Origin of the sequence: Tsukamurella ocularis (genome assembly GCF_965138335.1) — a bacterium.
In the GTDB taxonomy this organism is placed as follows: Bacteria; Actinomycetota; Actinomycetes; order Mycobacteriales; family Mycobacteriaceae; genus Tsukamurella; species Tsukamurella ocularis_A.
Genome location: NZ_CBCSDV010000001.1, coordinates 401,599 through 426,292, shown reverse-complemented (window position 1 = coordinate 426,292; position 24,694 = coordinate 401,599). Strand labels below are relative to the sequence as shown.

Genomic DNA, 24,694 nt, shown 5'->3' with positions numbered 1-24,694 from the left:
GGCTAGCGGCGGTGGTCCCGCAGGGCCGACGAGACGCCCGCGGCCATCGCGTCCAGCGCGACCACGGGCTTGACGTTGAGGTCGATGGCCTCGCGGCACTCCAGGACCGACTCGACGCAGCGCAGCAGGCCCTCGGGGCGCGCGAAGCCCGCGAGCCGACGGGTCTGCTCCGCCTCGTCGGGATGCATGAGCGTGACCTCCGCACCGGCGCCCTGCACCAGCGCGTCGCGGAACAGCGCGGCGAGGTCGATGAGGGCGCGGTCGAGGGCGTCGCGCACCGCGCGGGTGCCGCGCGCCTTCTGCCGCTTCTCCAGGTCCTTGAGCTGACCGGCCGAGCCGCGCATCACGCCTCCGGTGCCGCGGCCCACGCCGCCCGCGCCGAGCGCGGTCTTGAGGTCCTCGGTCTCCCGCTCGTTGAGGTCGGCGTTGAGCTCCTTGGCGGTGCTCTCCGCGTCGCGCAGCAGCTGCTCGACGACGCCGTACACGCCCTCGGACGTGGCCGCGCGCGCCAGGCCCAGCGCCTGCTTGCGCTGCTTCTGCGCCTCCGGATCGGTCGCCAGGCGCTTGGCCCGCCCGACGTGCCCGCCCGCGACGCCCGCGGCCCAGGCCGCACGCTCGGCGTCGATGCCGTCCCGCTCCAGCACCGCGGCGATCGCGGGCGCCGACGGTGTGACGAGCGGCACGTGCCGGCACCGGGACTTCAGCGTGACGGAGATGTCCTCCGGGTCGACGGTCGGCGCGCACAGCAGCACGATCGTCTGGGCGGGCGGCTCCTCGACCATCTTCAGCAGCGCGTTGCCCGCCTGCTCGGTGAGCCGGTCGGCGTCCTCGATGAGCACGATCTGCCAGTTCCCGACGGACGGCCGCCGCGAGGCATCGGCCACCACCTCGCGCATCTGCTTGACGGCGATGGACAGGCCGTCGGGCGCGATGGACCGCACGTCGGCGTGGGTGCCCGCCAGCACCGTCGTACACGCGCGGCAGCGTCCGCACCCGGGTTCGCCCGGGTCGTCGCACTGCAGGGCCGCGGCGAGCGCCCGGGCCGCGACGGACCGCCCCGAACCGGGCGGGCCCGTGAACAGCCAGGCGTGCGTCATGGACGATCCCGCCAGATCGGCGACGGTGCCCCCGCTCGCGACGACCTCGCGCGCGGCCGCGGCAGCGGCCCGCAGGCCGACCACCACCGCTTCCTGCCCCACCAGGCGATCGAACACTGAGCTCACCCCCCTACCCTAGCCCTCCCATCCGACTGTCCACGCAGGCTAAGTTGGAGCGGTGGCAGCACCCAGGAGCAGACTCAGTCGCGCACTGCGACTGGCGCGGTGGCTCGCCAAGACCCCCTGGCCCATCTTCGCGCTGGACATCCTGCGGTCGAACATCCTGGGCGCGGTCTTCGTCTTCGGCTTCCTGCGTTTCGCGCTGCCCGTGCAGCAATCGGTGCAGTTGCAGGAGATCAGCGGCGTCAACCTGCTCGTCTTCATCACGTACCTCGTCGCCGCGAGCGTGCTCGGCATGCTGATCGGGCTCCGCCTGGTGCTGCCGGTGCTGCGCTGGCACCGGCGCAGCGCCCCGTACGACCCCGAGATCTCCCGCCGGGCCCTCGCCATCCCGCTGCGGATGGCCCTCATGCAGGCGATCTTCTGGCTCATCGGCGGCGCCATCTTCGTGGTCATCAACTTCAACTCGCCCGGCGGGATCCGCGTGGTCGTCGCCCTGACGGTGCTGCTGGGCGCCATCACGACCTGCGCACTGAGCTACATGCAGACCGAGCGCGTGCTGCGGCCGATCACCGTCGCCGCGCTGGCGCAGGAGCCGCACGGTTCGGCCGGACTGTCGGTCACCACCCGCATCCTGCTCAGCTGGGTGCTCGGCACGGCCACGCCGATCGTCGGCATCATCATGGTCGTCGTCTCGCAGGAGTCGGGCGTGATCGACCCGGACGCACCGACCCTGATCAACCCGGTGCTCCTGCTCTCGGTGGTCGCGCTCGCCGCGGGCCTCTTGGGCACCGTGCGGGCCGCGAAGTCCATCGGCGACCCCATCCGCGACCTGTTCAGCGCGCAGCGCAAGGTGCGCGACGGGGACTTCACGGCGTCCGTGAAGATCTACGACTCCAGCGAGCTGGGCCTCCTGCAGGCGGGCTTCAACGACATGGTGCACGATCTGGCCGAGCGCCAGCGGATGCGCGACATGTTCGGCCGGTACGTCGGCCAGGACGTCGCGCGCCAAGCCCTCGAACACGGCACCCACCTCGGCGGCGAGATCAACGAGGTCGGCGTGCTGTTCGTCGACCTGGTGGGCTCGACGAAGCTGGCCGTCACGGAGGAGCCCGCGGCGGTCGTGGACCTGCTCAACGACTTCTTCAAGGTCGTCGTCGACCTCGTCGACCTGCACGGCGGCTTCGTCAACAAGTTCCAGGGCGACGCGGCCCTCGCCATCTTCGGCGCCCCGCTCCCCCACCCGGACGCCGCGGGCGCAGCACTGGCCGCGGCGCGCGAGATGCGGATCCAGCTCAGCGAGGTCCTCGGCGGCACCGGCTTCGGCATCGGCGTCTCGGCCGGCCAGGTGGTCGCCGGACACATCGGCGCCAAGGCCCGCTTCGAGTACACCGTGATCGGCGACCCCGTGAACGAGGCCGCGCGGATCACCGAGATCGCGAAGTCCGAGCCCTCGTCACTGCTCGCGGCCGGACGGGCCGTCGAGGCCGCGACCCCCGCCGAGCAGGACATGTGGGCACTCGGCGAGGCCATCGAGCTGCGCGGACGCGGGCAGCTCACGCAACTGGCTCGCCCCGTCGACGACTGAACCTACGGTTGCCAGTGGTTTCGGCGACGGAATCCCAGGTCATCGCCGCCGGAACCGCTGGCAATCTCCGGGCGACGCCCTATTCCGCGTTCGACGTCGCCGCCGACTCCGTCGAGGGCGCGACCTTCTTCGCTGCCGTGGTCTTCTTCGCGACGGTCTTCTTCGCGGCCGTGGTCTTCTTCGCGGCGGCCTTCTTGGCCGGGGCCTTCTTCGCCGCCGCCTTCTTGGCGGGCGCCTTCTTGGCCGGCGCCTTCTTGGCCGCCGCCTTCTTGGTCGCCTTCTTCTTCACCGGTCCCCGCGCGCGACGGTCCGCGAGCAGCTCGGAGGCGCGCTCGTCGGTGATGGTCGCGACCTCGTCGCCCTTGCGGAGCGAGGCGTTGGTCTCGCCGTCGGTGACGTACGGGCCGAACCGGCCGTCCTTGATCACCATCGGGGTGCCGGACACCGGGTCGTTACCCAGCTCGCGCAGCGGCGGCGCGGCGGCCGCGCCGCGGCCCCGTCGCTTGGGCTCCGCGTACAGCTTGAGCGCCTCCTCGAGGGTCACCGTGAACAGCTGTTCCTCGGTGGCCAGCGAGCGGGAGTCGGTGCCCTTCTTCAGGTACGGCCCGTAGCGGCCGTTCTGGGCGGTGATCTCCTCCTTGGACTCGGGATCGACGCCCACGACGCGGGGCAGCGACAGCAGTCGCAGCGCGTCCTCGAGGGTGACGGTCTCGATGTCCATCGTCTTGAGCAGCGAGCCGGTGCGCGGCTTGGGCGCGTCGGCCTTCTTCTTGCGCGTCTTCGGCTTCGCGGCCTCGGCGTCCAGGTCCTCCGCCTCGGGGTCCTTCTCGGGCTCCGGCAGGATCTCCGTGACGTACGGGCCGAAGCGGCCCTCCTTGGCGACGATCTCGTGGCCCGTGGCCGGGTCGATGCCCAGCGGGCGGCCGTCCTGCGGGGTCGCGAAGAGCTTCTCCGCGACCTCCTCAGTGAGCTCGTCGGGGGTCATCGACGCGAGGATGTTGGCGCGCTGGACCTGGGGCTCGGTCTCGCCCTCCTTCGGGGCGACGGTGCGCTCCAGGTACGGGCCGTACCGGCCGACGCGCACGTAGACGACGTTGTCGTCCGGATCCGTGTAGAGCGGGATCGAGTTGACGGCGCGGGCGTCGATGGCGTCGAGGTTCGCGGCGACGAGGTTCTTCAGGCCGGGGCTGTCCGGCCCGGGGCCGTCGGCACCGGAGACCGCCGCACCGTCGCCCTCGGGTCCGCCGTCGCCGAAGTAGAACCGCGTGAGCCAGTCGACGCGGCCCTCGCGGCCGCCGGCGATCTCGTCGAGGTCGTCCTCCATCGACGCGGTGAAGTTGTAGTCCACGAGGCCGCCGAAGTGGCCCTCGAGCAGGCCGATCACCGCGAAGGCCACCCACTGCGGGACGAGGGCGTTGCCCTTCTTCACGACGTAGCCGCGGTCCTGGATGGTCTTGATGATCGAGGCGTAGGTCGACGGTCGGCCGATCCCCAGCTCTTCGAGGGTCTTGACCAGCGAGGCCTCGGTGTAGCGCGCGGGCGGGCTCGTGACGTGGTCGGCGGCGGCCAGCTCGGCGGCCGTGATGGCCTGCCCCTTGACCAGCTGCGGGAGCCGCGACTCGGCGTCGTCGGCCTCGCCGCCGGCCTGGTCGTCCACGGTCTCGACGTAGGCCGAGAGGAAGCCCGGGAAGGTGATGGTGCGGCCCGAGGCGGCGAACTCGACGCTCTCACCGGTCGAGGCCGCGCCGCCGATGCGCAGGCTCAGGGTGGTGCCCTTGACGTCGGCCATCTGCGAGGCGACGGTCCGCTGCCAGATCAGCTCGTACAGGCGGAACTCGTCCGAGTTCAGCACCGACGCCAGCGCGCCCGGCGTCTGGAAGGTCTCGCCCGCCGGACGGATCGCCTCGTGCGCCTCCTGCGCGTTCTTGACCTTGCGGGTGTACTGCCGCGGCGTCGGGTGCACGAACTCGGGGCCGTACAGCTGGCCCGCCTGCTCGCGGGCCGCGGCGATGGCGGTCTCCGAGAGCGTGGTCGAGTCGGTACGCATGTAGGTGATGTAGCCGCCCTCGTAGAGGCGCTGCGCGATCTGCATGGTGCGGTCGGTGTTGAACCGCAGCTTGCGGCTCGCCTCCTGCTGCAGCGTCGAGGTCATGAACGGCGCGTAGGGCTTGCGGGTGTAGGGCTTCTCCTCGACGGAGGTCACCGTCAGGCTGGCGCCCTGCAGGCCCGCCACCAGGGCGTTCGCCCGGGCACCGTCGAGCACCGTGATGCCGGCGGGCTTCTTGAGCTGCCCCTGCGCGTCGAAGTCGCGGCCGGTGGCGACGCGATCGCCGTCGACGGTGACCAGCCGCGCCCCGAAGGTGCGCGGGGTGGCCTCGGCGCCGGCGTCGAGCTGCGCGGCGATGTCCCAGTACCCGGCGGTGCGGAAGGCGATGCGCTCGCGCTCCCGGTCGACGATGATGCGGGTCGCGACCGACTGGACGCGGCCGGCGGACAGGCCCTGGTTGACCTTGCGCCACAGCACGGGGCTGACCTCGTAGCCGTAGAGCCGGTCGAGGATGCGGCGGGTCTCCTGCGCGTCGACGAGGTTCATGTCGAGCTCGCGCGGCTCCTCCGCGGCGGCCTGGATGGCCTGCTGGGTGATCTCGTGGAAGACCATCCGCTTGACCGGGACCTTGGGCTTGAGCACCTCCTGCAGGTGCCACGCGATGGCCTCGCCCTCGCGGTCACCGTCCGTCGCGAGGTAGAGCTCGTCGGCCTGCTTGAGCAGGGACTTCAGCTCGGAGACGGTGGAGCGCTTGCTGGCGGAGGTGACGTAGTGGGCCTCGAAGTCGTGGTCCACGTCGACGCCGAGGCGGGCCCAGGGCTTGCCCTGGTCGGCCTCGGGCAGCGGGTTGTCACGGCTGGGGAGGTCGCGGATGTGGCCCATCGACGCGCGGACCGTGTAGTCCGGGCCGAGGAAGTCGCCGATCTTCTTGCCCTTGGCGGGGGACTCCACGATCACCAGACGATGCAGGCCGTCTCCAGCTGCTGCCTTCCCTCGTGCCGCCATGGACCCTCCTGATCTGTTCCGGTGGCACCTGCGTCACCACCTCGACCCCGTGCGTCACTTGCGACGTAGGCGGCCACTCCGGTGCCCATTCTGCCGCACCTCGGGCCCCACCTTATATACAGGGGCCGCTGCACGCCTCATGGATTCCGTCGGACGGTCCCGATCGAGGCGTCAGGGCTGCGGCCAGTGCGCGCCCGCGTCGGGGTGCTCGGGCGGGTCGCCGATGCTCTCGCGGAGGCGCAGGAGACGACGGTGCCCGGACACCCGGAGGGCGGGCTTCGTGCCGCGGGTGCCCACCAGGGTGGGCGCCACGCCGGCCCGCATCAGGGCCGTCGCGAGGATGGGGGCGCTCTCGGGCGCGTGCTGGTCGAGGGCGAGGAGGTAGTGCACGCCGTCCACGTCGCCGCCGGCGAGCGACCAGGCGCGCAGGGCACGCGGGCCGGGGACCCAGGTCGACGGTGCCGCCTTCGCCGCGCCGCGCGTCCAGGCGACGGCCATCGGCTGCAGTTCGGGCGCCGCGAGCGTCCGGACCAGCGGATTCCCCTCCTCCGAGGTGTCCAGCTGCGCGCGCAGGCCCGCCTCCTCGATCATCACGGCGATCGCCTCGGCGCGCCACTGATCGGCGACGACCACGGAGACCCGAGCACTCCCTCCCACCTGCACGATCTGCCCCGTCGAGGCGAGCAGGCCGGCGAGGTCGCGGGGCGACGGCTCGGTCTGCTCGGCGGAGAAGAGTGACAGTTGGGACACGTGATGAGCCTAGAGGGCCGTGGTGCGCCGCGGCACCGCCGACACGTCGAACAGGCCGTGAAATGCACAGCACCCCTCCGCCGAGAAGGCGGAGGGGTGCTGCGAGAAACTCTTATCGCGTGGTGCGGGGTTTCTTAGAGAGCGCGGACGCCGGTGGCCTGCGGGCCCTTGGTGCCCTGGCCCACCTCGAACTCCACGAGCTGGTTCTCCTCGAGGGTACGGAAGCCGTTGCCCTGGATCTCCGAGTAGTGGACGAACACGTCATCCGAGCCGTCGGCCGGTGCGATGAAGCCGAAGCCCTTCTCCGCGTTGAACCACTTCACAGTTCCCTGTGCCATTGAGATGTTTCCTAACTTGTCTTTCTACCGGTGTAGGAACCGTTCCCCGAGTGGGGTGCGACTCCTGGCCGGTTCCGGCCGCCATACTTTCTGGAGCCGTTTGCGGAGACCGCACACAAAAACCTTCAGTACCACGCCCGCAACATCGATCCCCCGATGGTCCCTGACGGACCCCGGCGGGAGCTGCGACCGCATACAGTCAATCACGATTTCCCATCGAGCGACAGCGGGCGGAGCGATTTCGCCTTCTGTTCACCCGCCGTCCCACCGGACGACGGTCCGTTACCGTCGCCGCTAGACTGGACGACCGGCACGTCCACGGCCCGTCCGGCCGCCCGGACTGCGCGTCGATGCGGGGGCTATCACGGTGGAGCACAACACCTTCGGCAGGGAACTGCTCGACCGCGTCATGGCCGGTTCGGGCTCCGGCACCGAGAGCCTGACCCACGTCGCGGACATCCCGTCACGCCGAGCGGAATTCGCCCCGTGGCCGGCGTGGGTCCCGCCCCGCGTGCGGGAGGGACTGGTCGACGAGGGCGTGCGCGAGCCGTGGCGGCACCAGATCGAGGCCGCGGAGCACGCGTACGCGGGCCGGCACGTCGTGATCTCGACGGGGACCGCCTCCGGCAAGTCCCTCGCCTACCAACTGCCGGTGCTCGCGGCACTCGCGGACGATCCCCGGGCGACGGTGCTGTACCTGTCGCCGACGAAGGCGCTCGGCACCGACCAGCATCGGGCCGCGGTCCGCCTGACCACGGCGTACGGCCCCGCCGACGCCTCCCCGGCGATGTACGACGGCGACACGTCGCAGGAGATGCGACGCTGGGCGCGCTCCGACAGCCGCTGGGTGTTCACCAACCCGGACATGCTGCACGTGGGACTTCTTCCGCGGCATGCGAAGTGGGCCCGCTTCCTGCGCGGTCTGCAGTACGTGGTGGTCGACGAGTGCCACCACTACCGCGGCGTCTTCGGTTCGCACACCGCCCTCGTCCTGCGCCGGCTGCTGCGGGTGGCCGCGAAGTACGGCAGCACGCCCACGGTGATCTGCGCATCCGCCACCACGTCGGATCCGGCTGGCGCGGCGTCACGGCTCATCGGGGCGGAGTGCGTTGCCGTCACCGAGGATTCGTCCCCGCACGGACCGCGGACCGTCGCGCTGTGGGAGCCGCCGCTGCTGCCCGACCTCGAGGGCGAGAACGGGGCGCCGGTCCGCCGCGCGGCCACCACGGAGGCCGCCAGGATGCTCGCGGACCTGGTGGTCGAGGGAGCGCGCACCCTCGCCTTCGTCCGGTCCCGACGGTCCGCGGAGACCGTCGCGCTCTCGGCCCGTCGGATGCTCGCCGAGGCGACGCCCGAACTGGCGGAACGGATCGCCGCCTACCGGGCGGGGTATCTCGCGGAGGACCGCCGCCGGCTGGAACAGGGCTTGAACGACGGGGCGCTGCTCGGCGTGGCCACGACGAACGCGCTGGAACTGGGCGTGGACATCGCGGGCCTCGACGCGGTGCTGATAGCGGGCTTCCCCGGTACCGTCGCCTCGTTCTGGCAGCAGGCGGGGCGCAGCGGGCGGCGCGGTCAGGGCTCGCTGATCCTGCTGATCGCCCGCGACGATCCGCTGGACACCTATCTGGTGCACCACCCGCAGTCGCTACTGGGCCGTCCGGTGGAGGCGACGATCACCGACCCCTGGAACCCGTACGTGCTGGGGCCGCAACTGTTGTGCGCCGCGAGCGAGATCCCGCTCACGCGAGCGGAGGTCGGGACGCTCGGCGCCGTCGACGTGGTGGGGCGGCTGGTGGCCGACGGCCTGCTGCGCGAGCGGCCCGCGGGTTACTTCCTCGCCGCCGGCATCGATCCCCATGCGGGCGTGAACATCCGGGGCGGCGCGGGCAGCGAGATCCTCATCGTCGAGGAGGCCACCGGCCGGTTGCTGGGGACCGTCGACTTCGCCCGGGCGTTGTCGACGGTGCACGAGGGCGCGGTGCACGTGCACCAGGGCGAGTCCTACGTGGTGGACGAGCTGGACCTCGACGACGGGCTGGCGCTCGTGCACGCGGAGGAGCCGGAGTGGACGACATCCGCGCGCGAGGACCTGGACGTGCACGTGACCGCGGTGCATTCGACGGAGGTACTGGGCGAGGTCACGGCGCGGTTCGTCTCGGTGGAGGTGACCAGCCGCGTGGTCGGCTACCTGCGGACGCTGCGCAGCGGCGAGGTGATGGACGCGGTCGAGCTGGACCTGCCCGAGACCACGCTCGCGACCCGCGCCGCGCTGATCACCCTCACCCCGGAGGTGTTGGAGGGCGCCGGCCTGGTGCCGGAACGCTGGCCGGGCGCGCTGCACGCCGCCGAGCACGCGGCGATCGGCCTGCTGCCGCTCGTGGCGTCGTGCGACCGCTGGGACATCGGCGGGCTCTCGACCGCGCTGCACGACGACACCGGCCTGCCGTCGATCTTCGTCTACGACGGCTACCCCGGCGGTGCGGGATTCGCCGAGCGGGGCTACGAGTCGATCGCCACGTGGCTGGTCGCGACCCGCGACGCGGTCGCGGCGTGCGAGTGCCCGTCGGGGTGCCCGTCGTGCGTGCAATCGCCCAAGTGCGGCAACGGGAACGACCCGCTGGACAAGGAGGGCGCCGTGCTCGTGCTCGACCTGGTGCTCGCGGCGGTGGCCGCCGGCTGAGACCCCGGGCCCGGTCACTTCGGCGGCAGCGACCGCGCGTAGTCGACGGTGCGCCGCACCCACTCCGCGAGCTCGGTGTCCGAGGCCGTCGCCTCCGCATCGAGGTCGAGCCAGCCGCGCATCTCCCGCCCCCGCATGACGGTGCGCCGCACGTGCGGCCCGAGCAGCTCCTCCGCGACGTCCGGGTCCAGGTGCACCATCGACTCGCCCTTGCTGTTCGCGGCGATCGCCATGTGTCCGTCGACGAGGAACGCCAGCCCGCCGAACATCCGCTTCTCCACGACGCCGGACCGCCCGTCGATCGCGTCCCGGATCCTGTCCGCCAGTCCCTCGTCGTACGCCACCGCCCCAGTGTGCGCCGGTCTTCGGCTGCGCGCAGCACCTCGCCGGCGATCGGGAACTACGGTGGCGGAGTGACGACCGATCGGATGGCGTGGGAAGACGATGTCGACGCGGTCTGGCGGCACCTGGACACCGATGCCCCGGCCGCGTTCCTCGCCCGGATGGAACGCACCGTCGCCGACCCCGAGGTGCCCGAGGGCGTGCGCCTGTTCGAGGGGGGCCGGGGCGCACGACGCGCTCGGCCGCCCCGACCTCGCCGTGGCTGGTTACCGAGCGGCGCTGGAGGCCGGGCTCGACGAGCACCGCGCGCGCCAGGCGACGATCCAGCTTGCGAGCTCCCTGCGCAACCTCGGCGCACCGGACGAAGGACTCCGGCTGCTCGCCGCTCTCGACACCGGCTCGGGTGACGGGCTCGACGACGCCGTCGTCGTGTTCCGCGCCCTGATGCTTGCGGATCTCGGGCGCGAGCGGGAGGCACTCGCCTCCACGATGCACGCCCTCGCGGACCACCTCCCCCGCTACCGGATCTCGGCGCGCCGCTATGCCGCTGCGCTGATCGAGGGCTGAGCGAACGGGATTCGCGGCGGAGCTGCGACCACAGTGGGCACACGACGGCAGGCCGGACCGCCGGAAAACGACGCGACAGCGATCACCGGCGCGCTCTACCGTGGAGCACGATGTCCGATTCGACCCTTTCCGACGCACCGGCTCCGGCACCGCCGGTTCCGCCGGTTCCGCCGATCGGCCCTGAACGCCGGGTCACCTGGCGGCGGCTCCGCGGCCCCGTGGCCCTCGGCGCGATCGTCGCCGTCTGCGTGGCCTCGATCGGGGCCACCGCGGGGACCGTGGTGGCGGGACGAGTGGCGCAGGATCCGACGGGCGGGCTCATCGGGGTGCTCGCGCTGTGCCTGATCGGGTCGGCGGTGATCGAGTCGGTGGGCAAGATCGCGTGGGTCGCCGTCGTGGATCGCGCCGAGGGGCGGCTGCGGGACGACGTGCTCCACGCGGCGATGCACCAGCCGCTCGCCGCGCTGAGCGAACAGGCGGTCGGCGAGATCCTGGACCGCGTCGATGACGACACCCATGAGATCGGCAACCTGGCCCGGTGGCAGCTGTGGGGCCTGTTCCGCACCGTCTCGTCCAGCGTGCCGATGTGGCTCGTGGCGGCCGTCGCGTGGTGGCCGGCGGCGTTCCTGTTCCCGCTGCTGGCGGTCGTCACCTGGTTCGCGATCCGCGGCTTCCTCGGCGAGATCGCCCGCCGCAAGGTCATCGAGGAGATCGCGTGGACGGACCAGGCCGCCGCCCTGGAGGAGGGGATCGCCGGCCGCAACGATCTGCGGACCAGCCTGGGCCAGTCGCACGTGATCGCACGGCTGGCACGACTCTCGGCCCAGATTCACACGCGCTTCCTCGCGGTCGTCCAGATGGAATCGCGGCTGGCCCGCCGGGCGGGCGTGTTGCTGCACGCGCTGCTCGCGGCGATCGCGGTCACCGGGGTCGTTCTCACGATCGACGGCTCGATGTCGGTCGCCCGCCTCGTCACGCTGTTCCTGGTGACCTCGATGTTCGTCGGCCAGGTGGCCCAGCTCGCGGAGCAGCTACCCGACCTGCAGGCCGGGATGGGAGCGATCATCCGGATCCGGACCATGCTGGCCGCTCCCCCTGAGCCCGAGGGCGGCACCGACGTTCCGTCGTCCGCGGAATCGGCGTCCGGGCTCGAGATCGACATCCGCGGACTCGACTTCGCTTATGCGGAAGGCGCGTTCGCGCTCAGCGGCATCGATCTCACGATCCCGGCGGGGCACACCGTCGCTCTCGTCGGGCGCACCGGATCCGGCAAGTCGACCCTGGCGTCCCTGCTCTCGCGCGCCATCGACCCACCGCCCGGCACCGTTTTCGTCGGCGGCCACGACATCACGCGAATCGACCTGCAACGACTGCGGTCGCGCGTCGGCGTCGTCACACAGCGCACCGAGATCCTGATCGGCTCCCTGGCGGACAACATCGCCCTGTTCGACCCCTCCGTCACCCGCGATCGGATCAGTGCCGCGATCGAGAAGTTGGGCCTGCGCTCGTGGGTCGACGGCCTGCCGGGCGGCCTGAGCAGCTCGCTCGGACCGGGCGGAACCACACTGTCGGCCGGCGAGGAGCAACTGGTCGCCTTCTGCCGCCTCATGGTCCGCGACGTCGACGTGGTGGTGCTCGACGAGGCCACCGCGCGGATGGACCCGCTCACCGAGCGGCTGGTGATCGCAGCCTCGGACCGGCTTCTGGCGGGCCGCACGGGCATCCTCATCGCGCATCGGCTGACGACGATCGAGCGGGCGCCCCTGGTGGCGGTGCTCGACGGCGGGCGGATCGTGCAGTTCGGGGCACGGGCCGCGTTGGCCGCGACGCCGGGGCCGTTCGCCACCCTCCTCGCCGCCAGTCGGTCCGAGGCGGTGGACCCCGACGGTGCCGCGCCCGGCGGGCCGGATTCCACATCGGGTCGCGGCCGCGCACCGTCCGCTGTCCCGCCTGCGGCGCACACGATCCCGGCGGCGCTCCCCGTGGCGGGGAGCGCCGGCGTCGGCGGACGACGCCGGACGGGACCGCCGCCGCCCGTCCGGGAGGTCGGCGGCGGACCGTCGTTGACCCGCGGCATCACGCACGCCCTCCTGGTGAGGCCGACCTGGGGCGTGGTCGGCGCGGTCCTCTTCCTCCTCGCCGCCCTCACCGGCGCGCAGGGCGCGGTGACCGGCCTGTTGTGGGGCGAGACGGTCGAGGCCGCCGGCGCGGGCGACCGCCCGGGGTGGCTGATGGTCGGCGTGGTCGTCTCGCTGATGGTCGCGCCCCTGGCGATCGCCGAGGCGTTCCGTCGTTATCCGCGCTGGTGGGTCGAGGTCATGCTGCGGGTCCGGATGGTGGTCCTGCGCGGCCAGACGCAGCCGCACCGGCTGGCCGGCACTCCGGCGGGTGAGGTCGTCGCCCGGACGATGGACGCCGACCGGTTCGCGCGGTACGCGGACCGCTGGGTGGATTTCGGCAGCGGGTTCCTCATCGCCGCCGCGACGGCGGTTCTCGGAGGCACCTGGCTCGCGGGTGCGGTGTTGATCGTCGTCCTGGTCGCGTCGGCGGTGGCGTCGAGCGCCGGCCGGCCGATCGCCGGGCGGTCCGCCGCCGCCGCCTCCAGCGCGCGGGCGCGGTTCGGCCGGGCGCTCGTGTCTGCCCTGGAGTCGGCCCGGACGGTCAAGCTCGCGGCGACGACGCCGTCCGTGCTCGCGCACCTGCGTCGCGTCGACGCGGGTCGCGTCGAGGCGGCGGTGACCGAGCACCGGGTGCAAGCGGTCCTCGAGGGCGTCCCCGTGGTGATGGTGAACGCCGGTGTGGTCGCCGCCTGGGCCGCGTACTCGGGCGGGGTCTGGTCGCTGGCGACGGCGCTGCTCGTCGCCAACGCGGTGAGCGGCTTCGGCTGGTTCGGCCGGGTCGCCGGCAGCGTGGTCACGGAGGCGCCCGGCACCCGGGCCTGGCAGGCGGAGACGAGCCGCTTCGCCGGCGGCGTCGACCTGATGACCGTGCCGCCCGGCGTCGACCTGGTCTCCGGCACCGCACCGGAGCCGCCGCCGGTGCCCCGGGTTCCGCTGAACGAACTGGTACTGCGGGACGTCGCCGCCGTCCACGACGACGGGACGATCGGCGTCGAGCACGTCGACCTGCGCGTCTCGGCGGGCGAGCTCGTGCTCCTGGTGGGACAGGTCGGCTCCGGCAAGTCGAGCCTGCTGGCGGCCCTCGCCGGTCTGGTCTCGCACCGCGGCGACATCCTGTGGAACGGCCGGGAGGTCACCGACGCCGAGATGTTCCTGCGGCCGGGACAGGTGGCGCACATCGCCCAGGTGCCCCGGGTGCTGTCGGGCACCTTCGCCGACAACGTCCGCCTCGGGCACGACCGCGCCTTCGAGGGGCCCGTCGCCGACGCCCGGCTCGGAGCCGATGTCGCCGCGGCGGGCGGACGGGACGCGCTGGTCGGGCACCGAGGGGTGCGGCTCTCCGGTGGTCAGGTGCAGCGACTCGCGCTCGCGCGGGCGCTGGCGACCGACGCCGAGCTCCTTCTCGCCGACGACGTGTCCAGTGCGCTGGACGCCACCACGGAGATCGAGCTGTGGGAGGCGCTGCGCGAGCGACGTGCCACCGTGATCGGGGCGACGTCCAAACGGGCCGCGCTGGCCCGGGCCGACCGGGTGGTGGTGCTCGTCGACGGGCGGATCGTCGCGGTCGGGCCGTGGACGGACCTCGCGCGGGAGTGGGGTTTCCTGGCCGGGTGAGGCCGCTCATTCCGGTCCCGCCCGGGCGACGGCGGCGGCCTCGTCGGCTCCGAAGACCGACAGGGAGACCGGGACGCTCACCCGCACCGTCACCTCGAAGCCGTCCACGGCGCACGCGCGCAGCGATCCCGTGTTGGCCCGGGCCAGACGGTCCGCCGCCGCGCACGCCTCCTCCGCGTCGATCGCGCTCGCGGCGCCNGCGAGCGCCGCGAGGTCGGNCGCCGTCTGCGCGCGATGGCGGGCGGAGACGGCGGCACCGACGTCGACCACCATGACCGCCACCACGACGATCGCGGCGACCATGACGGCGGCGAGCACCGTCGCCACCCCGTCCTCCGCCCCGCCCGCCGAGCGCGCCCGCGCCCGCGGTGTGCTCCGCGGCCCGGCGCGGGCGGTCGCGGTCACGGGACCGTCCCCGGCTCCGCGGCGGCGACCGCCGTGGCGGAGACCGTCAGCCCCGGGAGGAGCGCCACCGGCGCCCGGACCTGCACGGTCACCGTGTCGCCGTCGCGACGCACCGTCGACGTCGCGCCCGGTGGCCCCACCTCGGCGACGGCGTTCGCGGCACGAGCGTCGTCGCCTCGGGCAGTGAGCCGGGCCGCCTCCCGGGCGGCGTCCACACACCGCACGTGCGCGGTGACGCCGACGACCGCACCGACGCTGAGCACGAGCACGGTGAACAGGCTGGCGACGGCGAACGCCGCCTCCACCGTGACCGCGCCCGCCTCGCCGGCTAGCCGGTGGAGGTGCCCAGCGCCTTGCCGATGATGTCGGTCAGCCCGCTGACGATGTTGTCGCCGGTGACGACCCCGTAGAGCACCGCGCCGAACGCGGCGGCCGCGATGGTGCCTATCGCGTATTCGACGGTGCTCATGCCGTCGTCCTCCAGCATCAGCTCGGTCATCCTGCATCGCAATCGGATCCACATTCCATCCCCCTTCCGTCGGGCCGCTACAGCAGCCCCTCCCCGAGCACCCTGCCCGCGAGTCCCATCACCACCGGCACGATGCCGAGGCACACGAACGCCGGCAGGAAGCACAGCCCCAGCGGTCCCGCCACCGCGACACCGGCCCGCTCGCCCGCCGCCACCGCGCGGTCCTCCGCCTGTGCGCGTTCGGTGCGCGCGAGATCCGCCAGGCCGGCGGCCGGCGAGGAGCCCGCGCGGGCGGACCGTCGGAGCATGCGGGTGAGTCCGACCACCTGCGGATCCGTCGAATCCGTCCGCCAGGCGGTCTCGGCGTCGGAGCCCAGGGCGAGCAGCTCGGCGGCTCGGGTGAGCATGTCCGCGAGCGCGGGCGGGGCGCCCGCGGCGACGGCTCTGGCGGCGTCGGCTGTCGGCATGCCCGCGCGCAGGCAGACGGCGAACAGGTCGTAGGCCGCGGCGGCCTCGAACGGGTCCGGCGCGGCCGCGCGGCGGGGCGCGCCGCCACCGGGAGCACGAGCAGTGCCGCCGCCAGCAGGGCGAGCGCCGCCGCGAGCGGCCCGTGCCCGCTCATGTCCGGGCTCCCAGGCCGGTGCCGCCGGCACCGTCGGCGATGGCGCGGGACCAGAGCAGTCCGGCGCAGGTCAGGCAGGTCCCGACCACCAGCAGTGCACCGCCCGCGCCGGTGCCCAAGAGCGTGCCGAGCGGGTCGGCACCGATGAGCTGTCCCATCGCCACGCCGAGCACCGGCAGCGCGGCGAGTACCTGGGCGGTGGCGCGCGCNCCGGCCAGCGACGAGTGCGCGCGCCGCTCGTACCGTTCCCGCGCGCGCAGGTCCTCTCGGACGGAGGCGAGCAGCTCGCCCATGCCGATGCCGTGGCGCGTGCCCGTCTCCCAGGCCGCCGCGATCCGCGGCCACGCGGCACTCTCGTCGGCGTGCGTGCGCAGGCCCGCGGCCACGTCGCCGCCGAGTTCCGCCCGGCCGGCCATCTCGGCGAAGACGGCACGCACGTGGGGCTCCTCGGCGTCGCGGCCCGCGGTGGTGCACGCGGCCGCGGGGTGCGCCCCGACGGACAGTTCGGCGACCATCGCGTCCACGCCGGCGAGGATCGCCGAGAGTCGCGACATCCGCGCTCGCGCAGCTCGGTTGCGCGAGCGGAGATCGCGGACGGTGCCGGCCGCAAGCGCCGCGGCCAGCGCCTGCCCCGGTCCGATGAGCAGGGCACCGACCGGCAGCGCGACCGCCAGCCAGCCCCAGCGCAGTGCGACCGGAGCGGCCGCGGGCGCGTGCGCCGCCCGCAGGCGCGCGGCGGCGGGGCCGCCGGGCCAGGCCAGCGCCGCGGCGGCGAGCAGCACGATCGCGGCGGTCACGGGACGCCCCGCTCCGCGAGCAGCGCGCGCACGCGGTCGGCCTCCGCCGTGAATCCGCCGTCGCGGTCCCACGCGGGGAGCACGCGCACGTAGCCGTCGTCGCCGCGGTCGACGATGCCGATGCTGCGCAGCCCGCGCCTCCCCGACGTCCAGCGATGGACCGCGAAGACCACCTGGAAGGCGGCGGCCAGCTGGGCGTGGAGCGCCTCCCGACCCAGGCCGCCCAGCGCGGCGAGCGCCTCGAGCCGGGCGGGTACCTCGCGCGGGGAGTTGGCGTGCACGGTGCCGGCGCCACCGTCGTGGCCGGTGTTGAGGGCGGTGAGCAGGTCGACGACCTCGGCGCCGCGGACCTCCCCGACGACGATCCGGTCCGGCCGCATCCGCAGCGCCTGCCGCACCAGGTCGCGTACCGTCACCTCGCCGACGCCCTCGACGTTCGCGCCCCGCGCCAGCAGCGAGACCACGTGCGGGTGCACGGGATCGAGCTCGTGCGCATCCTCGACGCACAGCACCCGCTCCCCCGGGTCCACCGCGCCGAGCAGCCCGTTGAGCAGCGTCGTCTTGCCGCTGCCGGTGCCGCCGACCACGAGGAAGGCGAGCCGTGCCGCCACCACCCGGCGTACCAGTCCGGCCACGTCGGCGGGCACCGCGCCGCCGTCGACGAGCGAGTCGAGCGTCTGCGTCGCCGGCCGCAACACGCGCAGCGAGATGCAAGTGCCGCCGTGCGCGAGCGGCGGCAACACGGCGTGCAGCCTGATCCCGCTGCCCGCCCGGCCACCCGGACCGGCGGGGAGGTGCCCGTCGACCCAGGGCTGCGCATCGTCCAAACGCCGACCGGCCGCCAGCGCGAGCCGGGCCGCGAGCCGGCGCACGGCGGCGTCGTCCTCAAAGGCGATGCCGGCGGGCTCGAGCCCCCGACCCCGGTCCACCCATACCTTCCGCGGGCCGTGGACCAGTACGTCCGCCACGTCCGGGTCGGCGAGCAGCGGTTCGAGCCGCCCGGCGCCGACGAGCTCGGTCTCGAGGTAGGCGAGGCCGTCGAGCAGGTCCGTATCGCCCAGCACGCCTCCGCATTCCGCGCGGAGCGCCGCCGCCATGACATCGGGGGTGAGGACCGCGGCGGTGTGCGCGAGCCGCTCCCGCACCCTCGCCAGCAGGTCGCCGTCCGGGGAGGTCATGCCGCGCTCCGCCGCACGGCGTCGAGCACGCGCCCGGCCGCGACCGACAGCGGCGTGCCCCGCCGCAGCCGCAGACCGCCGTCGTCGAGTTGGGCGGCCAGGCCCGGCTGCGGACGCATCGACGCCACCAACGGCACCCCGACCGCCCGCTCGACGTCCCGCGCCGAGAGACCGCCCGGCGCGGGGCCGCGCGCCACCAGCCCGATCCGCCGCGCGCGGCCCGTCACGCCGTCGACCACCGAGCGGGCGGCCGCGCACCCTCGCACCGTGGCCCCCGCGACGACGATCACGACGTCCGCGACCTCGAGGCACGCCGAGGTCGCGGAGTCGTCGCGCCGGGGCAGGTCCACGACGGTGACGCCCACGCTGCGGCGGCCCGCGTCGATGACGGCGAGCAGCCCCTCCACCGGGATCTCGGGCGACGGTGCGCCTCCCGCGTCGCGGCCCGCGCCCGCCACCGCGCCACCCGCAGAGAGCACCGCGACGGCCCCGGACCGCCCCGGGAGCGCCGCGACCAGCGCGTCCGACGGCACGTGGCCGCCGCGCAGCGCCAGGTCGCCCCAGCGCAGGCCCGGCGTGTCCGCGCAGCCGAGGAGCAGATCGAGCCCGCCGCCCCAGGGGTCCGCGTCGACGGCGAGCGCCGTGATCCCGCGGCCGGGCGCGGTCACTGCGACGGCCGCCGCGAGGACGGAGGCGCCGGCCCCGCCGTGGCCGCCGAGCACGGCGACGACGCGCGAGCGCGCGCCGTCGTCCTGCTCCCGGGCGGCGAGGAATCGAGCCAGCTCACGGACCTGCGCAGGCAGCACGAAGACCTGCGTCGCCCCCACTTCGACGGCCGCCGCCAGCTCCGCCATCCCCGCCTCGCCCGCGACGATCGCGACCCCCTCGCGGCGCGGAAGGCCGCCGGCACGCGCCGCCTCCGCCATCGCCGACGCCGCGGCGAGGTCCAGCACGAGCCCCGCCGCGGAGGCCCAGCACGCGCGCGGCCTGCCCCGATCGATGTCCGTGACCGCCCGCGCGGCCGCGGCGGCGGCCCGGCGCACGTCGTCGGCCAGGGCCCCGTCGGCCACCGCCATCCCGATCTCGATCCCCCGCATGACCACAGCATCGTCCGAACCGCTGTCCGGTTCGTCCGATCCCGCCCCGGCCTGTGGAGAAACCTGTCCGATTCGCGAAAGCTGTGGAGGAAACCGGTCTCCGCTCTTGCGCGGTGCGGAGCGCTGGGGCACCGGTAGGCTGATCGACGTGAGCCCTACCGCGCCCGACGAGGCCCCGGTGCGCCGGGTCGCCGCCTTCTTCGACCTGGACAAGACGATCATCGCGAAATCGTCCGCGCTGGCCTTCTCGCGTCCCTTCTTCGACGAGGGGCTGCTCAACCGCCGCGCGGTGCTCAAGTCGAGCTACGCGCAGTTCCTCATGATGCTGACGGCCGCCGATCACGACCAGATGGAGCGCATGCGCGACCACCTCACGCAGATGTGCGAGGGCTGGAACGTGGAGCAGGTGTCGACCATCGTCCGCGAGGCGCTGCACGACGTGGTGAACCCGCTGGTCTTCGCCGAGGCCTCCGAGCTGATCGCCGGGCACCACGCCCGCGGCCACGACGTGGTGATCGTCTCCGCCTCGGGCGAGGAGATGGTGCGTCCGATCGCGGAGATGCTGGGTGCCGATTACTCGGTGGCGTCGAAGATGAAGGTCGAGGACGGCAAGTACGCCGGCGAGGTCGAGTTCTACTGCTACGGCGAGAACAAGGTCGTCGCCATGGAGGCGCTCGCGGCCGAGCACGGCTACGACCTCGAGCAGTGCTTCGCATACTCGGATTCCATCACCGACGTGCCCATGCTCGCCGCCGTCGGGCACCCCACCGCGGTCAATCCCGACCGCGGCCTGCGCAAGGAGGCGGCCGAGCGCGGGTGGCCCGTCGTCTCGTTCTCGAACCCCACACCGTTGCGCGATCGGATACCCACACCGTCGCGGAATTCCGTGCTCGCCAGCGCGGGCCTCGGCGTGGTCGCCGCGGGCGCCGGTGTGGCGACTTACCTTGTGCTGCACCGCAAGAAGCGCTGATACCGGCCGGTAGCAAGAGATCCGAGAAAATTCCGGCCGACCCCTTGCTGTGACGGCGCTCACAGGGTAGAAAGGAGTCACGGAGCGGCGCAAAGCCAAACCCCCACCGGAAGAGAAGGTCGAGGGTTCCTGAGCGTCAAGGCTCCCAGCACGGACACCAGGCACCCACGCGGAGCTCGCCACCTATGGCGGAAAGCGCTGTGAGCCTGCGTCACCGGGGAACTTCAGTGGTCAGCACAAGATCCGCGGATAGTGGATCTCTCCACCGGTGCACGCCGAGGCCGTAATACAGCCCACCCTCACGCACGCTTGGTAACCGGGATCCGTGCTAGCGAACGGCGATTCGGACCCGTTCTGAGGAAAGCACCTCGAGTGCCCCTTCCTCAGCTCAGGCCGGGTCGCCGTTGCGCATGTCCGGGTCATGCCCGAACACTCACGGGCGGAGCGGACTCCGCCGTCAGCGCTCCGCGAGCGCCAGTGCCTCCAGCCCGCCGGCCTCCAGCGCCTGGCAGCACAACACCACCCACGCCACGACGCCGTCGGGTTCCCCCATGCCGAACGCGTCCGCCGCATCGGCATAGCTCGGCGCGAACTTCAGCCAGGTGGTCTCCGGGATACCGAGCGCGTGCGGATCGAGCCCCGACGCGACGGTCACCAACCGCGACGCGGCACGCGCGACCACCCCGTCGGCGACCTCGAACGGGCGCAGCGAGAGCAGTTCCCCGTGCACGATCGCCGCCACGACCGGCGCGGGCGCCTCCGTGCCACCGGTCACGAGCTGCGCGAGCAGGCCGAGCCGCTCCCCCGTCCCGGGCCGCGGCCGCCCGAGCCGGGAATCGTCACCGTCGACGAGATCGGCTGCGGCCAGCGTGTGCAGCCGGGCGAGGACCTGCAACGGCGCGCGCCGCCACACCCCGACCGAGGCGTCCAGCAGGTCACCGTCGATCGCCTGGTAGGCGCGCATCGAGCCGGCGAGCACCGGATCGTTGATCAGCTCGTCGCGGCTCAGCGCGACGGCCGCGCCGTCGAGCGCGGCCGAGGCCCGGGCCCCGCGCAGCGACGATTCCGTCGCGGTCGCCCGCCACTCCCGCCGGTTCGCGGGATGCCGGTGCACCTTGGCGAGCGCCTCCCGCGCGGCGGCGGCCGCCTCCGCGACGGCGGGGACGGCGACGAGCGGGCTCAGCGGGTCGGTCACACGACCCACCCTAACCCGCGCGCCGCGCGTCCCCTCCGATCAGCCCGCCAGCTCGATCGAGCCGCCGGGGATGGCCGCGATCAGCGTCCGTGTGTAGTCCGACGTCGGGTTGTCGTAGACCTGATCCGTCGGACCGGACTCGACCACCTTGCCGCCCGCCATCACCAGCGTCTGGTGCGCGATCTGCTTGACCACCGCCAGGTCGTGCGTGATGAACAGGTAGGTCAGCCCCAGCTCCTGCTGCAGACCCTCGAGCAGCGTGAGGATCTGGGCCTGCACCAGCACGTCGAGCGCGGAGACCGCCTCGTCGAGCACGATCACCTCGGGGTTGAGGGCCAGCGCTCGCGCGATCGCGACGCGCTGCCGCTGACCGCCCGACAGCTCGTTGGGGTAGCGGTGCATGGTGTCCGCCGGCATCGCCACCATCTCGAGCAGTTCCTTCGCCCGCTCCACCCGCGACGTCTTGTCCCCGATGCCGTGCACCACCAACGGTTCCGTGATCGCTCGGTAGATCGAGTACATCGGATCCAAAGAGCCGTAGGGGTTCTGGAAGACGGGCTGCACCCGCCGCCGGAACGCCTTCGCCTCCGCGCCGCGGAGGGTGGTGACGTCCTTCCCATCGAATTCGACGGTGCCGCTGGTCGGTTCGAGCAGGCCGAGCACCATGCGGGCCACCGTCGACTTACCCGAGCCGGACTCGCCGACCACCGCGGTCGTGGTGCCCCGCAGCATGGTGAAGCTGACGTCGTCGACCGCGCGGAAGTCGCTGCTCTGGAACGGCAGCGATCCCCGGATCGGGAAGTCCTTCACCAGGTTCGCGGCGACGACGACCTCCGCCGGACCCTTCGCTGCGGAGTCCCTCAGCGCGGCCTTGGCCGTCTCCAGCCCGGCGTCCGAACCGCCGGCGCCGGCCTCCGCAACGTCCGTCACCGCGGCCGCGACCGGCGGGATCTCGGACCGGCGCGCCGAGAGCGACGGCGCGGCGGAGACGAGCCGCTTGGTGTACTCGTGCTGCGGATCCTGCAGGATCTCCAGCGCGGGACCGGATTCCACGACGCGACCCTTGTACATCACGACGAGGTGACTGGCGCGCTCGGCGGCCAGCCCCAGGTCGTGCGTGATGAGCAGCACCGCGGTGCCGAGGTCGGAGGTGAGCGTGTCCAGGTGATCCAGGATCTGCCGCTGCACCGTGACGTCGAGCGCGGACGTCGGCTCGTCGGCGATGAGCAGCTTCGGCCGGCAGGCCAGGCCGATCGCGATGAGCGCGCGCTGCTTCATGCCGCCCGAGAACTCGTGCGGGTACTGGTTCACCCGCTTGTCGGGATCCTTCATCCCCGCCTCGGCCAGCAGGGCGATCGCCCGCTTCTTGGCGTCGCCCTCCTCGGCGTTGTTGGCCTTGAGGGTCTCCTTGATCTGGAAGCCCACGCGCCACAGCGGGTTCAGGTTGGTGTTCGGGTCCTGCGGGACCAGGCCGATGCCGTCGCCCCGGATCTTCTGGAAGTCCTTCTCGGAGGCCTTCGACAGATCCTGACCGTCGAAGACGATCTGGCCGCTCGCGACCTTGCCAGTGCCCTGCAGCAGGCCCATCACGGCCGCGGCCGTGGTGGACTTGCCCGAGCCGGACTCGCCGACGATCGCCACCGTCTGGCCCGGATAGACCGTGAGGTTGGCGCCCCGCACCGCGGGGACCGGCTTGCCCTGGACGTCGAATTCCACGACCAGGTCGCGGATCTCGAGCAGCGGCGACGGCGACTTGCCGAGCGCCGAGGCGACCTTGTCCTTGACCTTGCTCAGGCCGTGCTTGTGCTCGTCGGACATCAGCGCTTCCTCGCCTTCGGATCGAGTGCGTCGCTCAGGACGTCACCGAGCATCATGAACGTGAGCACGGTGATCGCCAGGGCGGTCGCGGGGAAGAACAGGATGGGCGTGCCCTCGCGGAGGAGCGTCTGCCCGTCGGAGATGTCCATGCCCCAGGAGACCTCGCTGGCCGGGAGGCCGATGCCGAGGTACGACAGGGTGGCCTCGGTGACGATGTAGATGCCCAGCGCGACGGTCGCGACCACGATCACCGGGCCCAGGCAGTTGGGGATCACGTGCGTGAACAAGGTGCGGACCTTGGACGACCCCAACGACTTCGAGGCGTCGATGTACTCCTCGTTGCGGATCGAGATGGCCGCCGACCGCGCGATGCGGGCGATCTGCGGCCAGCTGAAGATCGCGAGGACCAGTACCACCGAGTACACGGTGCGCGAGCTGACCATCTGCATGACCACGACGGCCGCGAGCATCAACGGGACACCGAAGAAGATGTCCGACAGGCGCGCGATGAGCGAGTCGAGCCAGCCGCCGTAGAAGCCGGCGGTGGCACCGAGGATGCCGCCGATCACCACCACGGCGATCGTGGTGAGGACGCCGACGAGGACCGAGGCCCGGGCGCCGTAGATCGTGCGCGCGTAGATGTCGTAGCCCTGCAGGTCGGTGCCGAACCAGTGCTCGCCGCTCGGCGGCAGGAGAGAGCGGTCCAGGGACGCCTCGTGCGGATCCTTGCCGAAGGCGAACACCGATGGGAACAGGACCACGAGCAGGATCAGTGCGAGGAGCGCGATGCAGACCCAGAACAGGGGCTTCACCTTGAGCTGCAGCCAGGCCGTCTTCCAGAAGCCGGCGGGCTCGACGTCCTTGGCCACGGCGTCGACCGCGCCCAACACCACGTCGTCGGCCGCGGCGACGAAGCGTTCTTGTCCGGGATAGGTGTGATTCTCAGGCATAACGGATCCTCGGGTCGAGGGCGGCGTAGAGCAGGTCGACCACCACGTTGCAGATGAGGTAGATGACGATGAGCACCGTCACGAAGGAGACCACTGTGGTGGCCTCGCCCCGGATGATGGCCTGGTAGATGGTGCCGCCCACGCCGGGGATGTTGAAGATGCCCTCGGTGACGAGCGCGCCGCCCATGAGCGCGCCGATATCGGCGCCCAGGAACGTGACCACCGGGATCAGCGAGTTGCGCAGCACGTGCACCAGGACGACGCGCGAGCGCGGCAGGCCCTTGGCCGTCGCGGTCCGCACGTAGTCGGCGGTGAGGTTCTGCGAGACCTGGGAGCGGGTGAGCCGCACGACGTACGCGAAGGACACCAGGCCGAGCACGATGCCCGGCAGCAGCAGGTGGTAGAAGTCCAGGTTGCCGCCGACGGTCACCGGGAACCACTCCAGCTTCACACCGAAGATGAACTGGGCGATGAAGCCGAGCACGAAGATCGGCACCGCGATGATGATCAGCGAGACGAACAGGATCGACGTGTCGAACAGCTTGCCCTTCTTCAGGCCGGCGATGACGCCGAAGAAGATGCCCAGGATCGTCTCGACCGCGAGCGCGATGAGCGCGAGGTTCACCGTGACGGGGAAGGCCCGCTTCATCACGTCCCACACCGGCTGTCCGGAGAACGAGGTGCCGAAGTCGAGTGAGAAGACGCCCTTGATGTAGTACCAGTACTGCACCAGGAAGGGCTGATCGAGGTGGTACTGGGCGCGCAGGCCCTCGACCACCTCGGGAGGCAGCGTGCGATCGCCGCCGAGCGCCGCGATGGGGTCCGCGGGCACCAGGAACACGAGCGCGTAGATGAGCAGCGTGGCGCCGAAGAACACGATCACCAACTGCCCGAGCCTGCTCAGGAGATATCTGGTCATGCC

The 24,694-nt window shown here is 72.5% G+C and carries 21 protein-coding genes and 2 pseudogenes; 5 read left to right on the top strand and 18 right to left on the bottom strand.

All coding sequences use genetic code 11. From position 1 onward, the window contains the following. Positions 1-2 precede the first annotated feature (2 nt). The gene (locus ACNAYW_RS02235) at positions 3-1,223 is read right to left on the bottom strand and encodes a DNA polymerase III subunit delta' (RefSeq protein WP_415848115.1); all 1,221 of its coding nucleotides are present in this window, start codon (positions 1,221-1,223) and stop codon (positions 3-5) included. Between the two features lie 52 nt (positions 1,224-1,275). Here ACNAYW_RS02235 and ACNAYW_RS02230 point away from each other — a divergent pair, with 52 nt between their 5' ends. Further along, a complete protein-coding gene (locus ACNAYW_RS02230; RefSeq protein ID WP_415848114.1) occupies positions 1,276-2,805 on the top strand; it encodes an adenylate/guanylate cyclase domain-containing protein in 1,530 nt (509 codons plus the stop codon). Between the two features lie 79 nt (positions 2,806-2,884). On the opposite strand, the gene topA is transcribed toward ACNAYW_RS02230, so the two are convergent. From topA to ACNAYW_RS02215, 3 genes are all read right to left on the bottom strand, one after another. Continuing rightward, on the bottom strand, positions 2,885-5,857 hold the full coding sequence (topA, locus tag ACNAYW_RS02225; protein ID WP_415848113.1) for a type I DNA topoisomerase: 2,973 nt from the start codon (positions 5,855-5,857) through the stop codon (positions 2,885-2,887). Between the two features lie 171 nt (positions 5,858-6,028). Beyond that, positions 6,029-6,607, bottom strand: coding sequence for a hypothetical protein (locus tag ACNAYW_RS02220; protein WP_415848112.1), 579 nt, complete (start codon positions 6,605-6,607; stop codon positions 6,029-6,031). Positions 6,608-6,741: 134 nt separating this feature from the next. Continuing rightward, positions 6,742-6,945: a cold-shock protein gene (locus ACNAYW_RS02215; protein WP_068523077.1), complete on the bottom strand. Its 204-nt coding sequence runs from the start codon at positions 6,943-6,945 to the stop codon at positions 6,742-6,744. Between the two features lie 409 nt (positions 6,946-7,354). Between ACNAYW_RS02215 and ACNAYW_RS02210 the strand changes: the two genes are divergently transcribed. Further along, positions 7,355-9,628, top strand: coding sequence for a DEAD/DEAH box helicase (locus ACNAYW_RS02210; RefSeq protein WP_415848215.1), 2,274 nt, complete (start codon positions 7,355-7,357; stop codon positions 9,626-9,628). A 14-nt stretch (positions 9,629-9,642) separates the two neighbouring features. On the opposite strand, the gene ACNAYW_RS02205 is transcribed toward ACNAYW_RS02210, so the two are convergent. Beyond that, positions 9,643-9,972, bottom strand: a complete 330-nt coding sequence (locus ACNAYW_RS02205; RefSeq protein ID WP_415848111.1) for a TfoX/Sxy family protein — start codon at positions 9,970-9,972, stop codon at positions 9,643-9,645. A 100-nt stretch (positions 9,973-10,072) separates the two neighbouring features. Here ACNAYW_RS02205 and ACNAYW_RS02200 point away from each other — a divergent pair, with 100 nt between their 5' ends. Both ACNAYW_RS02200 and ACNAYW_RS02195 read left to right on the top strand, forming a co-directional pair. Continuing rightward, positions 10,073-10,537: a tetratricopeptide repeat protein gene (locus tag ACNAYW_RS02200; RefSeq protein WP_415848110.1), complete on the top strand. Its 465-nt coding sequence runs from the start codon at positions 10,073-10,075 to the stop codon at positions 10,535-10,537. A gap of 110 nt (positions 10,538-10,647) precedes the next feature. Then, positions 10,648-14,271: an ATP-binding cassette domain-containing protein gene (locus ACNAYW_RS02195; protein ID WP_415848109.1), complete on the top strand. Its 3,624-nt coding sequence runs from the start codon at positions 10,648-10,650 to the stop codon at positions 14,269-14,271. 6 nt (positions 14,272-14,277) lie between these two features. Here ACNAYW_RS02195 and ACNAYW_RS02190 read toward each other — a convergent pair. The 9 genes and pseudogenes from ACNAYW_RS02190 to ssd all read right to left on the bottom strand — a co-directional run. Next, a pseudogene (locus ACNAYW_RS02190) lies at positions 14,278-14,469 on the bottom strand (Rv3654c family TadE-like protein); the annotation flags it as partial. 21 nt (positions 14,470-14,490) lie between these two features. Beyond that, on the bottom strand, positions 14,491-14,676 hold a 186-nt coding region (locus tag ACNAYW_RS02185), incomplete at its 3' end, for a pilus assembly protein TadG-related protein (protein WP_415848108.1). Next, the gene (locus ACNAYW_RS02180) at positions 14,673-14,981 is read right to left on the bottom strand and encodes a TadE family type IV pilus minor pilin (protein ID WP_415848107.1); all 309 of its coding nucleotides are present in this window, start codon (positions 14,979-14,981) and stop codon (positions 14,673-14,675) included. The genes ACNAYW_RS02185 and ACNAYW_RS02180, both read right to left, overlap by 4 nt. A gap of 23 nt (positions 14,982-15,004) precedes the next feature. Then, a complete protein-coding gene (locus ACNAYW_RS02175) occupies positions 15,005-15,199 on the bottom strand; it encodes a DUF4244 domain-containing protein (RefSeq protein WP_224648440.1) in 195 nt (64 codons plus the stop codon). A gap of 23 nt (positions 15,200-15,222) precedes the next feature. After that, entirely contained in the window at positions 15,223-15,798 is a 576-nt protein-coding gene (locus ACNAYW_RS02170) for a type II secretion system F family protein (RefSeq protein ID WP_415848106.1), read from the bottom strand. Beyond that, positions 15,764-15,976, bottom strand: a pseudogene (locus tag ACNAYW_RS02165) (hypothetical protein); the annotation flags it as partial. The pseudogene ACNAYW_RS02165 and the gene ACNAYW_RS02170, both read right to left, overlap by 35 nt. Before the next feature lies 1 nt (position 15,977). Then, the coding region (locus tag ACNAYW_RS02160; RefSeq protein WP_415848214.1) for a type II secretion system F family protein at positions 15,978-16,282 on the bottom strand (305 nt) is incomplete at its 3' end. A 278-nt stretch (positions 16,283-16,560) separates the two neighbouring features. Continuing rightward, positions 16,561-17,742 (bottom strand): TadA family conjugal transfer-associated ATPase, encoded by a 1,182-nt coding sequence (locus ACNAYW_RS02155; RefSeq protein ID WP_415848105.1) that lies wholly within the window; start codon positions 17,740-17,742, stop codon positions 16,561-16,563. Next, entirely contained in the window at positions 17,739-18,839 is a 1,101-nt protein-coding gene (gene ssd / locus ACNAYW_RS02150; RefSeq protein WP_415848104.1) for a septum site-determining protein Ssd, read from the bottom strand. The genes ACNAYW_RS02155 and ssd overlap by 4 nt, the downstream gene beginning before the upstream one ends. A gap of 139 nt (positions 18,840-18,978) precedes the next feature. Between ssd and ACNAYW_RS02145 the strand changes: the two genes are divergently transcribed. Beyond that, positions 18,979-19,809 (top strand): HAD family hydrolase, encoded by an 831-nt coding sequence (locus tag ACNAYW_RS02145; RefSeq protein WP_415848213.1) that lies wholly within the window; start codon positions 18,979-18,981, stop codon positions 19,807-19,809. A gap of 457 nt (positions 19,810-20,266) precedes the next feature. Here ACNAYW_RS02145 and ACNAYW_RS02140 read toward each other — a convergent pair whose 3' ends face one another. The 4 genes from ACNAYW_RS02140 to ACNAYW_RS02125 are packed head-to-tail and all read right to left on the bottom strand — an operon-like array spanning position 20,267 to position 24,691. Then, positions 20,267-21,004, bottom strand: coding sequence for a Fic family protein (locus ACNAYW_RS02140; protein ID WP_415848103.1), 738 nt, complete (start codon positions 21,002-21,004; stop codon positions 20,267-20,269). A 39-nt stretch (positions 21,005-21,043) separates the two neighbouring features. After that, positions 21,044-22,822, bottom strand: a complete 1,779-nt coding sequence (locus ACNAYW_RS02135) for a dipeptide ABC transporter ATP-binding protein (protein WP_415848102.1) — start codon at positions 22,820-22,822, stop codon at positions 21,044-21,046. Further along, on the bottom strand, positions 22,822-23,772 hold the full coding sequence (locus ACNAYW_RS02130) for an ABC transporter permease (protein WP_415848101.1): 951 nt from the start codon (positions 23,770-23,772) through the stop codon (positions 22,822-22,824). Before ACNAYW_RS02130 ends, ACNAYW_RS02135 begins: the two co-directional genes overlap by 1 nt. After that, on the bottom strand, positions 23,765-24,691 hold the full coding sequence (locus ACNAYW_RS02125; RefSeq protein ID WP_415848100.1) for an ABC transporter permease: 927 nt from the start codon (positions 24,689-24,691) through the stop codon (positions 23,765-23,767). Before ACNAYW_RS02125 ends, ACNAYW_RS02130 begins: the two co-directional genes overlap by 8 nt. Positions 24,692-24,694 lie beyond the last annotated feature (3 nt).